Below are 16,865 nucleotides of genomic sequence, written 5' to 3' on the forward strand. Positions count from 1 at the left end.
AACTATGATTAAAATCATAAAATTTTGTTAAAATTAGCTATGTTACAAGAAATTGCTATTTTTAACAATTTGAGTAGTGATGATCTGTTAAAGCTTGAAAATAATTTAATAATAAAAAATTTCAAAAAAAGAAAAACAATTTTTAACGAAGGAGATGAACCTTTATGGTCTTATTTTCTCTTGAAGGGTAAGGTTAAAATCTCTAAATCTTCGGCTGATGGAAGAGACGTAGTTCTTGAAATCATTGATGCACCTGATTTTTTTGGTACTCTGGCAGTAATTAAAGGATTCCCTTATCCAGCCAATGCCATAGCAATGGAGGATTGTGAAGTAGGGAAAATTAAAAGAGAGATATTCCTTCAAATTTTTAATAAATATCCAGAATTGCACAGTCAGTTGTTGCATCATATCACTACAAGATTAAAATCAGGAATTGATACCCTTAAAAATATTGCATTAGAAGATGTTCCTTCAAGAATAATACATCAGCTTTTTAAGCTTACCACAAAATATGGTAAAAAACTTTCAGATGGAGTTTTGATAGATTTAAAACTCACAAAACAGGAGCTTGCTGAAATGGCTGGAACAACTACAGAAACAGCGATAAGAGTAATAAGCAAACTAAAAAAAGAAGGTTATATCTACGAAAATAAGCACAAAATTATTATAAAAGATATAAATAAGCTTTACGATTTAATTAGAAATTAAAAGATAGTAAAATTCCAGTGCGGATTTTTTAAATATTAACCTACTAACATTCCAAAAATTTTGTTTTTAAAAGGTTAATACTTAATAGCTAGTTCTTTAAAATTTTTATAGAAATTTTTATATTCAAGATATGTTTTTTTAAAATAAGCAGAAAAATTTTCAATATCTTTGGTGTTCACAGTTAAATTCAGGCCTTCTTTAAAGGCAAAAAGTCTGCTCATTGTGGGAACATTATCTCCTACAATTACAAGGAAAATATTTCGTCTTTTATACATCGGTAAACTAGTAATGTTTTGAATCAATTTATTTGAATCATTGCCTTCATTTATAACAAAAATTATATCATCTTCCGTTTCTAACAATAATACTGCTTCATCATAAGATAAAACAGTTAAGCAATTAAATCCTTGAGATTTTAAAGCTGTGAGTATTTTCTGTATTTTATTTCCATCTTTTCCATATATTACAGCCTTAGGCATTAAATACCTCTTTTGATTTTTTTCTCATAATCAACATCTATACTTAAACCTTCAAGGTCGGTAGTTTTTTCACCTCTTTGAATTTTAATTTTATCAAGTTCCTGTCTAACATTAGTTTTACTTGATGCATAAGCCATAGCTACCTCTTCAGTAATCAAACCCTCATTGTAAAGGTTTATTATGCTTTGATCAAAAGTATGCATACCAAAGGCTCCAGATGTTTCAATAACATCATAAAAGGTTTTTTCAGGAGTCTCTCCATTTAATATTAATTCTCTTATTCTGAGATTTTTCCTCATAACTTCTGTTGCTACTATTCTGCCACCACCCATTTTTGGAAGAAGCCTCTGACTTACAACCCATTTAAGAGATTCTGCAAGACGAAGTCTCGTAAAAGGTTCTTCTGACTGAGGAAGCATACTCAACACTCTATGAATTGCCTGTCCAGCATCTGTTGTGTGAAGAGTACTTAAAACAAGATGTCCTGTTTCAGCAGCCATCAATGCAATCTCAAGAGTCTCCCTGTCTCTTATTTCTCCAACAAGTATTACATTGGGAGCCTGTCTTAATGAAGCACGCAGTCCATCAGCAAAGCTGAAGAAATCAACACCAAGCTCTCTTTGATTAAAAGTAGATTTTTTATGAATATGAATAAATTCAACTGGATCTTCTAAGGTAATTATGTGACAGGCTCTGGACTCATTTATAAGATCAAGAATGAGTGCTAAAGTAGTGGATTTACCTGAACCAGTGGGTCCTGTAACAAGAACAAGTCCAAATTTTTCCTGAGCAATATCATATATAATTTTTGGTAAATGAAGCTCTTCTACTGTTGGAATCCTTTCAGGAAGTTTCCTCATTACAATTGAAAAGTTTCCTCGCTGAGAAAATATATTTACTCTAAATCTTAGATTTTCAAGAGAGCATGAAAAATCACAGTAGCCATTGTTAAAATAATTATCCAGTAATTTTGTTTGAACATTTGAAATCAGGCTTAAAGCAATAGTTTCTGTATGAAAAGGCATCAACACTTCTATTGGGCAGGTTTTCAGTATTACTGGTTTTAATTCTCCCCAGAGAATAACCTGAAAAGGCTTACCAACAGTAAAAACTATATCTGAAATTTCAGGATGATAATTCACAAGATTTTTTAATATAAAATCAAGTTCCTGCTTTCTCATTTAAGACCTTCGGGAATTTCCTTGAGGAATTTGGCAAACTTCTGTTTATCGGTTGCTCTTTCATATGCATCTTCCGGAGAGATTTTCTGTTCCTGAAGAAGCTGAAGTAAAGTATCGTCCATAGTTTGCATTCCTATTTTTTTACTTGTCTGCATAATTGAAAGTATCTGATGAGTTTTACCTTCTCTTATAAGGTTTGCAACAGCGTAACTATTAATTAAAATTTCACATCCAGCAACTCTTCCTCTTCCATCTGCCCTTTTTATAAGAGTCTGTGCAACAACTGCTTCAAGGGATTCACTGAGAGATGTCCTTACCTGCGCCTGCTGCTCAGGTGGGAAAACATCTATAATTCTATCAACTGTTTTAATTGCAGATGAAGTATGAAGAGTACTGAATACAAGATGTCCTGTTGCTGCAGCTTCTAAAGCAAGCTGAACTGTTTCAATATCTCTCATTTCACCCACAAGAATTATATCAGGGTCTTCTCTTAAAGCTGCTCTTAGAGCCTTTGCAAAGCTTTCTGTATGCGTTCCTACTTCTCTGTAAGAAATAACGCATCCTTTGTTTGGATGAATAAACTCTATAGGATCTTCGATTGTTATAATTCTTTCTTTTCTGTTTGTGTTAGCGTGATCAATCATTGCAGCCAGAGTAGTGGATTTACCTGAACCAGTGGGTCCTGTAACAAGCACAATTCCTTTTTTAAGCATTACGAATTGTTTCAAGACCTGAGGTAATCCAAGTTGATCAATGGTTTTTATTTCATTGGGAATATGTCTGAATGCTCCCCCCACACCCTCTTTGTGCTTGAAGTAATTAACACGAAAACGAGCAACGCCTGGAATCTCATGAGCAAAATCGAGGTCTCCTGTTTCTTCAAATATTTTGATTTTTTCTTCAGGAGTAATCTCATAGAGAAGCTTCCTCAAATCCTCATTATCGAAAACTTTATATTGAACTCTTACAAGTTCTCCGTTGATTCTTAAAACAGGCTGGCTTCCAGCAACAAGATGTAAATCACTTGCTTTGTTTTCAAGCATTAGTTTAAAAAAAGCATCTATCCGCGCCATGCTTTAATTATAGCAGAATTTTTAGAATAAGAGAATGCATGTTATACTAAATAGTATGTCTATTGAACTTATTATTTTTGATCTTGATGGCACACTCGTAGATTCCTGCAAAGACATAACTCGAGCATTGAACTACTGCTTCGAAGAAAAAGGCATCTCAGGTTTTTCAGAAGATGAAGTACGAAAGATGGTCGGAGAAGGAGTTAATCGTCTTATAGAAAAAGCTTTAGAGGCAAGGGGAATTTTCAGTTTTAAAGAGCCAATGCTTGAATGTTTTATCAACTATTACAAAGAACATATAACAGATTATTCCAGACCTTATCCTCAGGTGAAAGAAACTCTTAACCAATTAAAAGACTTCAAAAAAGCTGTAATTTCAAATAAACTTACTGACCTAAGCATTAAGACGCTTAACAGTCTCGGACTTTTAAAATATTTTGATTTTGTAGGTGGCAGTGATCTATTTTCTGAAAGAAAACCTTCAGCATTGCCAATCCTTGAAACAATTAAAAAGTTGCAAACATCCTGTGACAGAACAATTATTGTTGGAGACAGTGAGCTTGATATTAAGGCTGGAAAATCAGCTGGAGTGAAAACAGCGGCAGTTACATATGGATATAGAGACAGAGAATTTTTAAAGGATGCTGATTTTTTAATTGATAAATTCAGTGATTTACTTAATATTATTAAGCTAATAGGAACATGAATTATTTTATAGTTTTCGCTGGAAAAGGTGGTACAGGCAAGAGTACTCTTGCTGCATTAACAGTAAGATACCTCTCAGAGAATAAAGCACATTCTGTACTTGTAGTGGACGCAGATCCTAATTTCTGCCTTCCTGAACTTCTTGGAGTTAGAGTTAATGAAACCCTTGCATCAATAAGAGACCATGCTATGCAAAATAAACCAGAAGGAATCTCTCTTGATGAATGGCTTGAGATTCAAATAAATAGAATTATGGCAGAAAGTCAGGGATTTGATCTTCTTGTAATGGGAAGACCCGAAGGAAGCGGATGTTATTGTGCTGTAAATAATATTTTAAGAAGAATTCTTCAGGAAATTTCAGAACAGTACAGATATATAGTTGTTGACAATGAAGCAGGAATGGAACATATAAGCAGAGGAATTGTCAATAAAATCGACTTTTTATTTATAGTAAGTAGCCCTTCTAAAACCAGTATGCAAGCTGCTACAAGAATAAACAATCTTGTAAATGAAGTTGGAATAATGCCTAAAAATAAAGCTCTAATTATTAATCAGGCTTTCAATGAGGTTGAAGAAGATGAGTTAACAAAACAATTCGGAAAAATCAGATATGTTTTTTTTGATGAAAATCTAAGAAAACTCAGTGAAAGAGGAGAAAGCATTTTCTCTCTTAGCCATACATCAGAGACATTAAAAAATTTCTATGCTATCCTGGAGGATGCAATTGGATGAAAAATTTCAAAAACTAATAGAAATCATGGAAACTCTTCGTTCTGAAAAAGGCTGTCCATGGGACAGAGCTCAAACCCATGATACACTTAAACGATACCTTCTTGAAGAAACTTATGAACTGATTGAAGCAATTGAAAAAAAAGACATAAATGGCATCAAAGAAGAACTGGGAGACCTACTACTTCAAATAGTTTTTCATAGTCAGATAGCAAGAGAAGAGGGCAATTTTGATATAAATGATGTAATAGATACAATTTCTAAGAAGATGATTGGAAGACATCCTCATGTTTTTGGAAACGCTGAATTTAAAACATCTGAAGAAGTATTAAATCAGTGGGATGAAAGGAAAAAAGAGGAAGGCAAGCTTTGTAGCTCAATACTTGAAGGGATTCCACCAACACTTACAGCATTGCTCAGAGCATATAAAATTCAATCAAGAGTTGCCAGGGTTGGATTTGACTGGGAAAATACTGATGGAGTGATTGATAAAATCAAAGAAGAACTGAATGAAGTTGAAGAAGCCATCAAATCAGGCAGAAAAAATGAAACAGAAGAAGAAATTGGCGATTTATTATTCAGTATTGTGAATCTTGCACGTTTTTTCAAAATTGATCCTGAAACTGCTTTGAGGAAAACAAATAGAAAATTTGAAGAAAGGTTTAAAAAACTTGAAGAGCTTGCCAGAGAAAAAGGCAAGAACTTAAAAGAGATGAATTTATCAGAAATGGACAATCTCTGGGAAGACATCAAAAATAAAGAATTATAAGTTTCCCTGTCCTGTAAATTCCGTGTTTTGTTAAAAGATTTTAAACCATCTCGGTGATTCATAAAATAGATTGCAAAAATAAATTCATTAAATCGTTAACCTATATCGCTCATTCATTAACTGTTTAAATTAGCCTATGTTACTATTGACATAGCTCTCTTTCGAATCGTATCGCAAACCATAAAAAATCAACAAAAAGGATTTTGTTCCACGTGGAACAAAATATATTGATAACACTTACGTCTTTTTTCTTTTATCTATAATTCTCGTTGCTTTGCCAGGAACTCTTTGAATAGTACCCTCTGGAACAATCTGAATTTTACTATGAAAAGCAAGAAAATCATAAAGTTCGAGATCAAGGTGCTCAAGCTCTTTCTGGGTGATTCCATTATTAACCTTTTCAACGATTATAGTCATCTCATCTTTTCCTTTTACTGTCTCAATAACTAGTTGATAATAAGGAGAAATGCCCTTGTATTTAAGCAAAATCTGCTCAACCTGAGATGGATAGAAATTGACTCCTTTAACTTTAAGCATATCATCGGTTCTACCTTTAATTCTGTCCACTCTTACATGAGTTCTGCCACAGTCACATTTTTCATAAGTTAAAATTCTTGATATATCTCTTGTTCTATATCTTATAAGAGGAAGGCCTTCTCTTGTAATGGTGGTAATAACCATCTCTCCTTCTTCTCCGAGTTCTACAGGCTTGTCATTGCCAGGATTAATTATTTCAACAATATAGTGGTCTTCCCAGACATGGATTCCTGATCTTGCCGGACAGTCTATACCAAGACCTATTCCTCCTGTTTCTGTAAGTCCGATTATATCAAATGTTTTAACCCCCATCTCTTCTTCAATTCTATTTCTATATTCATCTGACCATGTTTCTGCTCCCAGAATCGCCACTTTTAGCTTTGTCTGTCTGAAATCAAAATCGCTTTCTCGGGCAACCTCTATCAGTCTTGCAGGATATGATGCTATTGCTCCTATTGCTGTAACCTCAAGTTCTTTAATAAGTTTAAGTTGCATAAGAGAACGGCCCGCTCCAGCAGGGACGACAAAGCAACCAAGACATTCTGCACCATAGTGAAAACCAAATCCGCCATTAAAAAGTCCAAAGGAAGGCATTATCTGAATTCTATCTTTTTCAGTAAGGCCTGCACAGGCAAGACATCGAGCCATCATCTCTGACCATTGAGCAATATCATTACGAGTCATCGCATTTATAACCGGTACACCTGTTGTCCCTGAACTTAAATGCATTCTTGCACAACTGGACGGATCAATAGCAATGTGATCGAAAGGATAACAGTCTTTAAGTTCATCTTTTGTAGTAAGGGGTAAGTTTTTTAAGTCTTCAAGGCTTGTGATATCCTCAGGTTCAACATGTTTATATTTTTCCTTGAGTTTTGATCTTGAATTTTTCAGATATTTTAAAGTCTTTTTAAATTGTGCAATCTGAAGCTTTTCAAGTTTTTCTCTTGGAAGAGTCTCCTTTTCAGGATTGAACATATTCACACCCCTTTATAAATGATTTTTTATTTTCATCATCGAGTATCTTTATAAAATCTTCACAGCTAAATAAATCTGTCTTTTTTACAAAAATTCCAAGAAGAAAGGTATTTATATAGCGAGATGAAACAATTTTTAATGCATCATCTATCTGTGATTTTGTAAATGTAAAAATTTTTTCTCCAAATGTTTGGGCATAATCAGTCAAATCATCACTTAAAAGAATAACAAGGTCAGCAGTGCCTCTGCGAACGAAGCCACTTAGCCCCTCTGCTATCTTCATTTGAACTTCAACAACACCGCCTTTTTTAGCCATTCCCTTAATTTCAGTAGAGCAAACACTGGTACCTTTTTTGATTGCTGCCTGAGCAATCAGTTTTGAAAAGAATATCACACCCTGTCCACCTTTTCCGATAATCACAAGTTTCATTTTATTCTTTTACTATTTCTCCCTTAATTATCGCCTTTGTTGGACATGAATAAACGCAACAACCACAGCTTATACACAGATTTCTGTCTATCTCTGCCTTATTTTCTTCTTCATTGAAAATAATTGCAGGGCATTCAAACTCATTTACGCAGACCTTACAGCCCTTGCAGAGTTTTTTATCTATCTTAATAGCGTATACTGGATTAATACTCAACCCCTTCTTTGTATTAATGCAGGGATGTCTGAAGACAATAACAGCAGGTTCAGAACTATCCTTTAAGAATTTCTTAGCTTCCTTTAAAAGCTTAAGAGAAGTTTCAAAATCATAAGAATCAACAACTTGCACAAAATTGACTCCAAGTCCTTTTATGACATTTTCTATAATAATTGGTTTTAATGCTACATCTGTGGAGCTTTCAGAATCCGATAGAGTCTTTTGATTACCTGTCATAGCAACTGTCTGATTGTCAAGAATAACAACTAAAAATGGCACTTTATAATGAACAGCATCAATTAATGGAGGAATTCCAGAATGAAAAAAGGTTGAATCTCCTATAATTGAAACCACATCCCTATCTTTATCAGAGAGTTCAAAAGCTTTCTTTAATGCAAATCCAAACGATACGCTTGCTCCCATACACAATACTGTATCTGTAACATTAAAATTAAGTGCTAAAGTGTAACAGCCTATGTCCCCAGCATAGATTGCCTTTTTACCAAAAACCTTCTTGACTGCAAAAAGAGAAATCCTGTGAGCACATCCAGGGCATAAAGAAGGTCTCTTAAGTGCAGGAACTGTAACTATTTTTTTTCTTTCAATTAACCCAAGTCTTTGAAGAATATCCTCACATACTTCTGGCGTGAGTTCACCCTCGCCTGGTACTAATCCATTTCTTCGTCCTTCTGTATTAAGTTGAAGCTCTATCACTGGATAGGTTTCTTCAACAGCAATAACTCTTTGAAATTGAGAAAAATCCTGAAAATTAAGAGGATATGGCATATCAATTTTTCCAAGAGTTAGTCTATCCTGAAGTTTATAATCTTCAATCAGTTCATACAAATAAGAAAAAACTGCTCCACTTGAAAGCATCAAAATTTTACCATTAAAAAATAGCTTAATTTTATTTTCATCTGCAATTTTTTTAATCTTATCATTTAGAAGTTCGTGCAGTTTCAGTCTCTGTTTTGGTGTAGCTGCAAATCTCCAGATAAATTCATGCCAGTTTTTAGCTGTTTTAAAATTAGCCTCCATTGGTTCATTATATAACTCTTCATCTATCCTCACATCAGCTCGAGCATGTGACACTCTGGTTGAGCTCCTGAGCATGACTGGCATGTTATATTTATTACTCAACTCAGTAGCTTTTCTAGCAAACTCATAAGCTTCCTGGACTGTGGATGGGTCTAAAACTGGAATTTTTGCAGCCATTGCTATAAATCGACTATCCTGCTCAGTTTGTGATGAATGCGGACCAGGGTCATCAACGCTTACAACAACCATTGATGCAACTGTACCAACATAAGCAGAATTCATAAATGGATCCATGGCAATATTAAGTCCCACCTGTTTCATTGTAACAGCACTTTTTATATTTGACAGAGCTGCTCCGTAGGCTATCTCATAAGCTACCTTTTCATTTATTGACCATTCAATAAATGCTTTCAAACCATGTTGTTTTTTTAATTTCTGGGCTGCTGGAATAATTTCACTTGAAGGAGTACCTGGATAACCTGTGATGAATCTTACGCCTGCATTTATTAATCCATACGCAATTGCTTCATTACCCGAAATATATAACCGTGACATTTTTATATAATAAGAAAAAATGGAGTATTGAAGCAATTCTACTGGCGAAAAATAAAAGGTATTTTTTAAACATTAGGTGTGTTAAAATAGGTACGTCTTAAGCACTTTACACTATTGCGGTTTTTTAATAATTTTTTAAAATTTTAACAGTATGAATGAACAGGATAATATCCATCCAAAAGTTCGTAATCGAAGAGTCCATCTTGCTAATGAGAGGACCTTCCTTTCATGGATAAGAACAAGCATTGGAATAATGGCTTTTGGATTTGTTGTAGAAAAATTTGCTCTCTTTGTAAAACAGTTTTATCTGATTCTAGGAAAACAACCTTTTCATTCAAGTGAAGCAGAATACTCCACTTTTTTTGGCATAGTTCTTATTTCTCTTGGTGGATTGATGGGATTTCTTGCTTTTATACGGTATAAAAAAATCGAAAAACAGATTGATGAAGATACATATCAACCTTCTACTTTACTTGATATACTTCTTATAATATGTCTTCTTATAATTTTAGTATTTCTAATTGTTTATTTAATTCGTAGTATTTGATTTTAATTAAATATACTACTAATTTTCACATTCTAATGATGTAAAGATGGATATTTATATTCGCAATAATATTCGTGAATAAGCAATAAAATTTTAATATTTATAATGATTGTCTAAAGAAAAAAAGCAGAATAAATTTTAAAAAAGTGTTCTTCTTCCTTTTAAAGATTCAGAAATAAAAGCCCTGAATAAAGGATGCGGTTTAAAGGGCTTGGACTTAAACTCTGGATGGAATTGACAACCAAGAAACCATGGATGGTCTCTTAATTCGATTATTTCTACAAGCTGACCATCTGGCGAAGTTCCACTGAATAACACTCCTTTTTCTTCAAGAATCGGAAGATATTTATTATTAAACTCATATCGATGTCTATGTCTTTCAGAAATTTCTTTTACTCTGTAAGCTTCATATGCCTTTGTTCCATCTTTAAGGACACATGGATAGGCACCAAGCCTCATAGTTCCACCTTTCTGAGAATCTACTGTTCTTATTTCATATTTTTCAGTTTTTGGATTAAACCATTTCTGCATTAAATAAATAACAGGATGCTCCGTATCTGGATCAAATTCGGTACTGTGAGCCCTGAGTCCTGCAAGATGCCTGCTTATTTCAATTACTGCACACTGCATACCAAGACAGATACCTAAGAATGGTATTTTATTTTCTCTTGCATACTTTATTGCTTCAATTTTGCCTTCTATCCCCCGACTGCCAAAACCACCAGGAATTAATATACCGTGCGCCTCAGAAAGATGCATACCTGCTCCATCTTTTTCTATATCTTCTGAATCTACCCATATAAGATTGACCTTCGCATCATTTGCAATACCACCATGAATTAATGCTTCATTAAGACTTTTATAAGAATCCTTAAGACCTACATATTTACCAACAATTGCTATATTAACCTCTGTTTTAGGATTTTTAATCTTATCAACAATCTCTTCCCATAAAGAAAGATCGCCGATTCTATGAGGGAAAGAAAATTTTTTTTCTATTAAAAGGTCAAGTCCCTCATTTTGAAAGTTTAAAGGGACTGCATAAACGGTTTCAACATCATGGGCTGAAATAACAGCATCAAAATCAAGGTTACAGTGAAGAGCGATCTTTTTTTTCAAACTATGAGGAATTGGCCTGTCAGCGCGACACAGTAAAATATCCGGCTGGATACCAATAGCCCTCAAACTGTTCACACTGTGTTGTGTTGGTTTTGTTTTAAGTTCTCCAGCGCTTTTTACATATGGAACAAGGGTCAGATGAATATATAAAACATTTTCTCTACCAACATCATACCGAAACTGCCTTATTGCTTCAAGAAAAGGGAGCCCTTCAATATCTCCTACAGTTCCTCCAACTTCGACTATAACAACATCAAAATCATTGTCTCCTGCAGCTGATTTTATAGCTTCCTTTATTTCATCGGTAACATGTGGAACAACCTGAACAGTGTGTCCAAGATAACTACCTTTTCTTTCTTTGGATATAACATTAAAATAAATTTTTCCTGATGTATAATTATTAACATGTGAAGCAATAAGATGAGTGAACCTTTCATAGTGCCCGAGATCTAAATCTGTTTCACAACCATCATCAGTAACATAAACCTCTCCATGTTCAAAAGGACTCAGAGTTCCTGGATCAACATTTATATATGGGTCAAGCTTCTGGATTGTAACCTTAAATCCCTTTGTCTCAAGTAAAGCACCAATTGCAGATGCTGCGATACCTTTACCAAGAGCTGACACTACTCCCCCTGTTATAAATATGTACTTAGGCATTTTTCTGCTACCTCCAGGTCTTCTGGTGTATCTATTCCAAAGGAATCATATTCTGTAATATTTACTTTGATTTTTATTCCATTTTCAAGTGCTCTGAGCTGTTCAAGAGACTCAACCTTTTCAAGTGTTGATTGGGGTAGAGTGACAAATTTTTTAAGAATTTCAACTGTATATCCATAAATTCCTATATGCTTGTACATAAAATTATTTGTAGAATCACCTTTTATAAATTTTTCCCTGTCAAATGGTATTGGAGAACGTGAAAAATACAGGGCATATCCATTTTCATCAAAAACAGCTTTCACAATATTAGGATTTTTAAAAATTTTTTCATCATCGATTTTTGTTACAAGAGTTCCAATAAGCTGAGAAGTCTCATCCACATTATAACCTTCTTTCATAAGTTTTACAAGCTGTTCAATCATTTCAGGCTTAATCATCGGTTCATCGCCCTGAACATTAATTACAATGGAGTCACCTTCCAAATTATATCCTTTTTTTATCAAGCTATCAACTGCCTCGGCTATTCTATCTGTACCAGAAGGATGTGTTTTTGATGTGATTATTGCTTTTCCACCAAAGCTCTCCACACACTTTAGTATTCTTTCATCATCAGTAGCTACAAAAACATCATCAATAAAGTGAGAGATTTTCGCTTTTTCATACACATGTTGAATAAGTGGTTTCTTTTGAAGAAGTGCAAGAGGTTTACCAGGGAATCGTGTTGAAGCAAACCTTGCAGGAATAATGCAAATAGTAACCATAACTTTAACTTTTATGATAACATAATTATCTGATGTTGTGGCCAGATTTTATAAAAGAAACAAAAAGTTATTTAGTTAACACTGTTAAAAAGTATTTTTTACCATTTTTATCTGCTATTATGTTAATTCTAAGTTTTGCACCATTTGATGTTTTTTTCCTTGCATGGGTTTCTTTTTTACCATTTTTTTTCTTTTTATATAAAGCTCAAGATTCCAGAACTGTTTTTAAAGGTGGATTGGTTTTTGGATTTTTATATTTTTTAGGCAATGTTTACTGGATTTATCATTCTCTTTACTTTTATGGCTCTGTACCTTTTATTTTAAGCTATGTTATAGTTGGTCTATTAGCTCTATATCTTGCTCTATACCCAGCTTTTTTTGCTTTAATATATAAAAATTTATTAAAAAATAATTTACCAACTTCATTTTATGCACCTTTTATATGGGTCAGTTTTGAAGTTTTAAGAACATATCTTTTTACAGGCTTCCCATGGGCTATATTAGGATACAGTCAGTATAAATTTTTAATTATTAATCAGATTGCTGATATAACAGGAATTTACGGAATTTCTTATCTTATTATTCTTTTTAATTGCTTGATTTTTGATTTATTGATTTTTAAAAAACTTAAAACTCGATATCCTCTCATATCATATATTCCTGTTGTTTTAAGCACAGCTGGAATTGTCATAATATTTGCTTTAACCATAATTTATGGAGTTATAAAACTAAATGAGCCAATTGATAGTCAAACTCTAAAAGTAGCTGTAATTCAGGGAAGTATTCCTCAGCATGAAAAGTGGGATTTTAACAAAATAAATGAAATTTTAAATATTTATAAAAATCTTACAATTCAAGCTAAATCATCTAATCCCCAATTAGTTGTATGGCCTGAAACAGCTCTACCTTTTATATACGAAAAAAATAAATACTTTACCTCGGATTTAATTAACTTTGTTAAAGGACAAAATATATATTTACTGGTTGGAACTATAATGGAAAGGCAGGAAAATCAATATACAAACAGTGCTGTCTTGATTGATTCAAATGGAGTGACCGCTTATTTTTATGATAAAATACATTTAGTACCATTTGGTGAATATGTTCCTTTAAGAAAGATTTTATTTTTTATAGATAAATTGACTGTAGGTGTCGGAGATTATCAGAGTGGTAGCAGTTATAATTTAGCAGTCACTCCATTTGGAAAGTTTGCAACTTTAATCTGCTATGAGAGTATTTTTCCGGGACAAGTACGAAAGTTTTATCAAAAAGGTGGAAATTTTATTGTCAATATCACCAATGATGGTTGGTTTGGAAAGACATCTGGACCGTATCAGCATTTTTCAATGGCTGTGTTTAGAGCAATTGAAAATAGAAAACCCTTAATAAGAGCTGCAAATTCTGGTATTTCTGGTTTTATCGACAGTAAAGGAAGGATTATAAATAAAACAAAGCTATTTGAACGAACTTATTTAGTTGAAAATATACAGGAAAACGAAAAAAACAGCTTTTACATAAAATATGGTGATATATTCGCTTATTTATGTATTGTTTTTTCTTTAATTTTTTTAATTGGAAATATAAGCTTTGGAGGTAAAAAATGGTTACATATGAAGATTTAAAGATTAATTTAAAAGAAACTAAAGAAAAAGTTCTTTCTTTAAGAGGTTGTCTTTGAAATAGATAAGCTTAAAGAGAAAATTAAAACACTTGATATAGAACTTCAGAAGGAAGTTAACTGGAAAGATATAAAAAAAATAAAATCAATTCAGCAGGAAAAAAATAGTCTTCAGGAAATAGTTGAACCTTTAGACTCTTTTATCAATAAGATTGAATATCTTGAAGAAGCGTTAAATATTTCAGAGTCAGAAGAAGAAGGATATTTATTTTTACATGATTTAGAAAAAGATATAGAAGAAACTAAAAAAAATATTGAAAAGCTTGAATTGAGGCTTTTACTTAATAAAGAACATGATAAAAATAATGCTATAGTATCAATCCATCCTGGAGCAGGTGGCACAGAAAGTCAGGACTGGGCTGAGATGCTCATGAGGATGTATTTAAGATGGGCTGAAAAAAAGGGATTTAAAGTGAACATTATTGATTTACAATCAGGAGAAGAAGCAGGAATAAAGGATGTAACTTTTACTGTTGAAGGATTATATGCTTACGGATATTTAAAATCAGAAGCCGGAGTTCATAGACTTGTAAGAATTTCTCCATTTGATGCAAATAAAAGAAGACATACTTCTTTTGTAGCTGTCAGTATTTATCCAGAAATAGAAGATAATATTGAGGTTGAAATAAAAGATGAGGACTTAAGAATCGATACTTTTAGAGCTTCGGGAGCAGGTGGTCAGCATGTTAATAAGGTTTCATCAGCTGTAAGAATTGTTCATATTCCTACAGGTATTATTGTTAACTGTCAAACTGAAAGATCTCAGCATAGAAATAAAGAAATTGCAATGAAGATATTAAGGTCAAAACTTTATGCTCTTTTACAGAAAGAACAGGAAGATAAGATAAAGTCTATTATAAGTGACAAAAAAGATATAGCATGGGGAAATCAGATCAGGTCTTATATACTTCATCCTTATAGGCTGATAAAAGATCACAGGACTGATATTGAGATTTATGATGTTGAACAGATTTTAGATGGTGATATAGATGTTTTTATTGAAGCTTATCTTAAAAGATTTTCTTCTGTTTTTTAATCTTTTTTTTGTTTTTTATAGAAGTAGTGATAGGTGATGTTGTTTATGTTTAAAGATGTTTTTTTTACTTTTTTTATAATTTGTTTTAGTGTTTAAAATTTGTACTGATTTTTTATAAAGTTAACCTTTTAATAATGAAGATTTTTATTAATGTTGAAATATGAATTTATTCTACAGATTTTAAACAATTTATTGCTCACTTTGTTAATTATAGGATATAATGAAAAGGTCTTAAAAAGAGGTTATATGTATAACCATTTGAATTTTAAAAACTTTTTTATTTAACAGGCTCTCAACATGATAGTTTTTAACAAATGTTTAAAAGTTGTTGAAAAATGAATGAAATAAATAAAATCTGGCAGAAAGTTTTAGAAATTATAGCACAAAAAGTAGGTGAATCTATTTTTGAACTCTGGTTTTCTCCTATAAAGCTTTTGGATATAAAGAATTCAAACGCTTTTATAGAGGTTCCAAATAGATTTTTTAAGGACTGGATAGAGGATAATTTCCCATCGATAATAAGTGACAGCTTTTATCAGATTACAGGAAATCAAATAAAAATTCATTATATTATTACGGGTAAGGAGCAGGAATTAATATCTATTGACGAAAAAAAGCCGGCTATAAAAAGGGGCTATTTCAATCCTAAATATACTTTTGATACCTTTGTTGTTGGACCTTCGAATCAGTTCGCACATGCGGCAGCGCAGAGAGTTGCTGAAAATCCTGGAGTTGCTTATAATCCTCTTTTTATATATGGTGGAGTCGGGCTTGGTAAGACTCATCTTATAACAGCTATAGGGAATTATATTTTGGATAAAAAGCCTGAAATTAATGCATGTTATATTTCTTCAGAGCAGTTTACTGGCGAGTTTGTTTCGGCAATCAGACATGAAAAAATGACTGAATTTAAAAATAAGTATAGAACAGTGGATATATTTCTGGTAGATGATATCCAGTTTATTGCTGGTAAGGATTCTACACAGGAAGAGTTTTTTCATACATTCAATGAACTTTATAGTAAGCAAAAACAAATAGTTATCTCCAGTGATAGACCTCCAATGGAGATTTCAGATATTACAGACAGACTACGTTCAAGATTTGGAATGGGGCTTATAGCAGATATTCAGCCTCCGGAAATAGAAACGAGAGTTGCAATTTTATATAAAAAAGCAGAAATGGAAGGGATTAAATTACCAGAAGATGTGGCTTACTTTATAGCTTCGAGAATTAAATCAAATGTAAGAGAGCTTGAAGGTTCTTTGATCAAGTTGTGTGCATATAGTTCTCTAACAAAGGCTCCGATAACTATGGACATAGCAAAGCATGTTTTAAAAGATTTGCTCCCTGATGAAAACAAACCAATCACAGTTGAATTAATTCAAAAAGCTGTGTGTGAAACAATGGATATAAAAATTCAGGATATAAGATCAAAAAAAAGAACAAAAGAGATTGCAAATGCAAGAAAGTTGGCTATGTATATAGCAAAAAAGCTGACCAATTTTTCGCTGGCAGAAATAGGTAGTGCCTTTGGTGGTAAAGATCATGCAACAGTTATATATGCATGCAAACAGATTGAAAAGGCAAGACAAAAAGATGACAATCTGGCGAAGCTTATAGATAACATTATAAAAAGATTACAGGTTAATAAATAATTCAGGGGGT

At 32.8% G+C, this 16,865-nt stretch carries 16 protein-coding genes; 8 read left to right on the forward strand and 8 right to left on the reverse strand.

Annotated elements, in window-relative coordinates:
* The first annotated feature begins 39 nt into the window (after positions 1-39).
* Positions 40-708, forward strand: a complete 669-nt coding sequence (locus G581_RS0104545) for a Crp/Fnr family transcriptional regulator (protein WP_028844796.1) — start codon at positions 40-42, stop codon at positions 706-708.
* 74 nt (positions 709-782) lie between these two features.
* Here G581_RS0104545 and G581_RS0104550 read toward each other — a convergent pair whose 3' ends face one another.
* From G581_RS0104550 to G581_RS0104560, 3 genes are read right to left on the reverse strand one after another with little or no spacing between them, the layout of a single operon-like run.
* Positions 783-1,187 carry a hypothetical protein gene (locus G581_RS0104550; RefSeq protein ID WP_028844797.1) on the reverse strand — a complete coding sequence of 135 codons (405 nt, stop codon included), beginning with the start codon at positions 1,185-1,187 and terminating at the stop codon, positions 783-785.
* Positions 1,187-2,368, reverse strand: a complete 1,182-nt coding sequence (locus G581_RS0104555; protein ID WP_028844798.1) for a type IV pilus twitching motility protein PilT — start codon at positions 2,366-2,368, stop codon at positions 1,187-1,189. Before G581_RS0104555 ends, G581_RS0104550 begins: the two co-directional genes overlap by 1 nt.
* Positions 2,365-3,441, reverse strand: coding sequence for a type IV pilus twitching motility protein PilT (locus G581_RS0104560; protein ID WP_028844799.1), 1,077 nt, complete (start codon positions 3,439-3,441; stop codon positions 2,365-2,367). Before G581_RS0104560 ends, G581_RS0104555 begins: the two co-directional genes overlap by 4 nt.
* Positions 3,442-3,496: 55 nt before the next feature.
* Between G581_RS0104560 and G581_RS0104565 the strand changes: the two genes are divergently transcribed.
* Genes G581_RS0104565 through mazG form a run of 3 tightly spaced genes read left to right on the forward strand, consistent with a single transcriptional unit; the run spans position 3,497 to position 5,644 of the window.
* A complete protein-coding gene (locus tag G581_RS0104565; RefSeq protein WP_038065126.1) occupies positions 3,497-4,147 on the forward strand; it encodes an HAD-IA family hydrolase in 651 nt (216 codons plus the stop codon).
* The gene (locus G581_RS0104570; protein ID WP_028844801.1) at positions 4,144-4,878 is read left to right on the forward strand and encodes an ArsA-related P-loop ATPase; all 735 of its coding nucleotides are present in this window, start codon (positions 4,144-4,146) and stop codon (positions 4,876-4,878) included. Before G581_RS0104565 ends, G581_RS0104570 begins: the two co-directional genes overlap by 4 nt.
* The gene (mazG, locus tag G581_RS0104575) at positions 4,871-5,644 is read left to right on the forward strand and encodes a nucleoside triphosphate pyrophosphohydrolase (RefSeq protein ID WP_156875198.1); all 774 of its coding nucleotides are present in this window, start codon (positions 4,871-4,873) and stop codon (positions 5,642-5,644) included. The genes G581_RS0104570 and mazG overlap by 8 nt, the downstream gene beginning before the upstream one ends.
* A 237-nt stretch (positions 5,645-5,881) precedes the next feature.
* Here mazG and G581_RS0104580 read toward each other — a convergent pair whose 3' ends face one another.
* From G581_RS0104580 to G581_RS0104590, 3 genes are read right to left on the reverse strand one after another with little or no spacing between them, the layout of a single operon-like run.
* Positions 5,882-7,159: a phenylacetate--CoA ligase gene (locus tag G581_RS0104580; protein ID WP_028844803.1), complete on the reverse strand. Its 1,278-nt coding sequence runs from the start codon at positions 7,157-7,159 to the stop codon at positions 5,882-5,884.
* On the reverse strand, positions 7,146-7,589 hold the full coding sequence (locus tag G581_RS11615; protein WP_028844804.1) for a 2-oxoacid:acceptor oxidoreductase family protein: 444 nt from the start codon (positions 7,587-7,589) through the stop codon (positions 7,146-7,148). Before G581_RS11615 ends, G581_RS0104580 begins: the two co-directional genes overlap by 14 nt.
* Before the next feature lies 1 nt (position 7,590).
* Positions 7,591-9,396, reverse strand: coding sequence for a thiamine pyrophosphate-dependent enzyme (locus G581_RS0104590; protein WP_028844805.1), 1,806 nt, complete (start codon positions 9,394-9,396; stop codon positions 7,591-7,593).
* Positions 9,397-9,547: 151 nt separating this feature from the next.
* On the opposite strand from G581_RS0104590, the gene G581_RS0104595 reads away from it, so the two are divergent.
* Entirely contained in the window at positions 9,548-9,943 is a 396-nt protein-coding gene (locus G581_RS0104595) for a YidH family protein (protein WP_038065130.1), read from the forward strand.
* Between the two features lie 138 nt (positions 9,944-10,081).
* Here G581_RS0104595 and G581_RS0104600 read toward each other — a convergent pair whose 3' ends face one another.
* Both G581_RS0104600 and kdsB read right to left on the reverse strand, forming a co-directional pair.
* Complete coding sequence (locus tag G581_RS0104600) at positions 10,082-11,722, reverse strand: CTP synthase (protein WP_028844807.1); 1,641 nt, start codon at positions 11,720-11,722, stop codon at positions 10,082-10,084.
* Positions 11,701-12,486: a 3-deoxy-manno-octulosonate cytidylyltransferase gene (gene kdsB, locus G581_RS0104605; RefSeq protein ID WP_028844808.1), complete on the reverse strand. Its 786-nt coding sequence runs from the start codon at positions 12,484-12,486 to the stop codon at positions 11,701-11,703. The genes G581_RS0104600 and kdsB overlap by 22 nt, the downstream gene beginning before the upstream one ends.
* A gap of 32 nt (positions 12,487-12,518) precedes the next feature.
* On the opposite strand from kdsB, the gene lnt reads away from it, so the two are divergent.
* The 3 genes from lnt to dnaA all read left to right on the forward strand — a co-directional run bounded on the left by lnt (position 12,519) and on the right by dnaA (position 16,855).
* Positions 12,519-14,108 (forward strand): apolipoprotein N-acyltransferase, encoded by a 1,590-nt coding sequence (gene lnt, locus G581_RS11895; protein ID WP_083962622.1) that lies wholly within the window; start codon positions 12,519-12,521, stop codon positions 14,106-14,108.
* A protein-coding gene (gene prfB, locus G581_RS10650; protein WP_319006077.1) for a peptide chain release factor 2 occupies positions 14,087-15,200 on the forward strand; the annotation gives its coding sequence in 2 pieces (ribosomal slippage) (positions 14,087-14,161 and positions 14,163-15,200; 1,113 coding nt in all). Before lnt ends, prfB begins: the two co-directional genes overlap by 22 nt.
* 335 nt (positions 15,201-15,535) lie before the next feature.
* Positions 15,536-16,855: a chromosomal replication initiator protein DnaA gene (dnaA, locus tag G581_RS0104620; protein WP_028844809.1), complete on the forward strand. Its 1,320-nt coding sequence runs from the start codon at positions 15,536-15,538 to the stop codon at positions 16,853-16,855.
* Positions 16,856-16,865 lie beyond the last annotated feature (10 nt).

The organism is Thermodesulfovibrio thiophilus DSM 17215, from assembly GCF_000423865.1.
GTDB classification, from domain to species: Bacteria; Nitrospirota; Thermodesulfovibrionia; order Thermodesulfovibrionales; family Thermodesulfovibrionaceae; genus Thermodesulfovibrio; species Thermodesulfovibrio thiophilus.

Bases quoted from the DNA above. Each gene is read 5' to 3' on its own strand.
- G581_RS0104545 (WP_028844796.1), top strand. From the start codon at position 40: ATGTTACAAGAAATTGCTATTTTTAACAATTTGAGTAGTGATGATCTG.
- G581_RS0104550 (WP_028844797.1), bottom strand. From the start codon at position 1,187: ATGCCTAAGGCTGTAATATATGGAAAAGATGGAAATAAAATACAGAAA.
- G581_RS0104555 (WP_028844798.1), bottom strand. From the start codon at position 2,368: ATGAGAAAGCAGGAACTTGATTTTATATTAAAAAATCTTGTGAATTAT.
- G581_RS0104560 (WP_028844799.1), bottom strand. From the start codon at position 3,441: ATGGCGCGGATAGATGCTTTTTTTAAACTAATGCTTGAAAACAAAGCA.
- G581_RS0104565 (WP_038065126.1), top strand. From the start codon at position 3,497: ATGTCTATTGAACTTATTATTTTTGATCTTGATGGCACACTCGTAGAT.
- G581_RS0104570 (WP_028844801.1), top strand. From the start codon at position 4,144: ATGAATTATTTTATAGTTTTCGCTGGAAAAGGTGGTACAGGCAAGAGT.
- G581_RS0104580 (WP_028844803.1), bottom strand. From the start codon at position 7,159: ATGTTCAATCCTGAAAAGGAGACTCTTCCAAGAGAAAAACTTGAAAAG.
- G581_RS11615 (WP_028844804.1), bottom strand. From the start codon at position 7,589: ATGAAACTTGTGATTATCGGAAAAGGTGGACAGGGTGTGATATTCTTT.
- G581_RS0104590 (WP_028844805.1), bottom strand. From the start codon at position 9,396: ATGTCACGGTTATATATTTCGGGTAATGAAGCAATTGCGTATGGATTA.
- G581_RS0104595 (WP_038065130.1), top strand. From the start codon at position 9,548: ATGAATGAACAGGATAATATCCATCCAAAAGTTCGTAATCGAAGAGTC.
- G581_RS0104600 (WP_028844807.1), bottom strand. From the start codon at position 11,722: ATGCCTAAGTACATATTTATAACAGGGGGAGTAGTGTCAGCTCTTGGT.
- kdsB (WP_028844808.1), bottom strand. From the start codon at position 12,486: ATGGTTACTATTTGCATTATTCCTGCAAGGTTTGCTTCAACACGATTC.
- lnt (WP_083962622.1), top strand. From the start codon at position 12,519: ATGTTGTGGCCAGATTTTATAAAAGAAACAAAAAGTTATTTAGTTAAC.
- dnaA (WP_028844809.1), top strand. From the start codon at position 15,536: ATGAATGAAATAAATAAAATCTGGCAGAAAGTTTTAGAAATTATAGCA.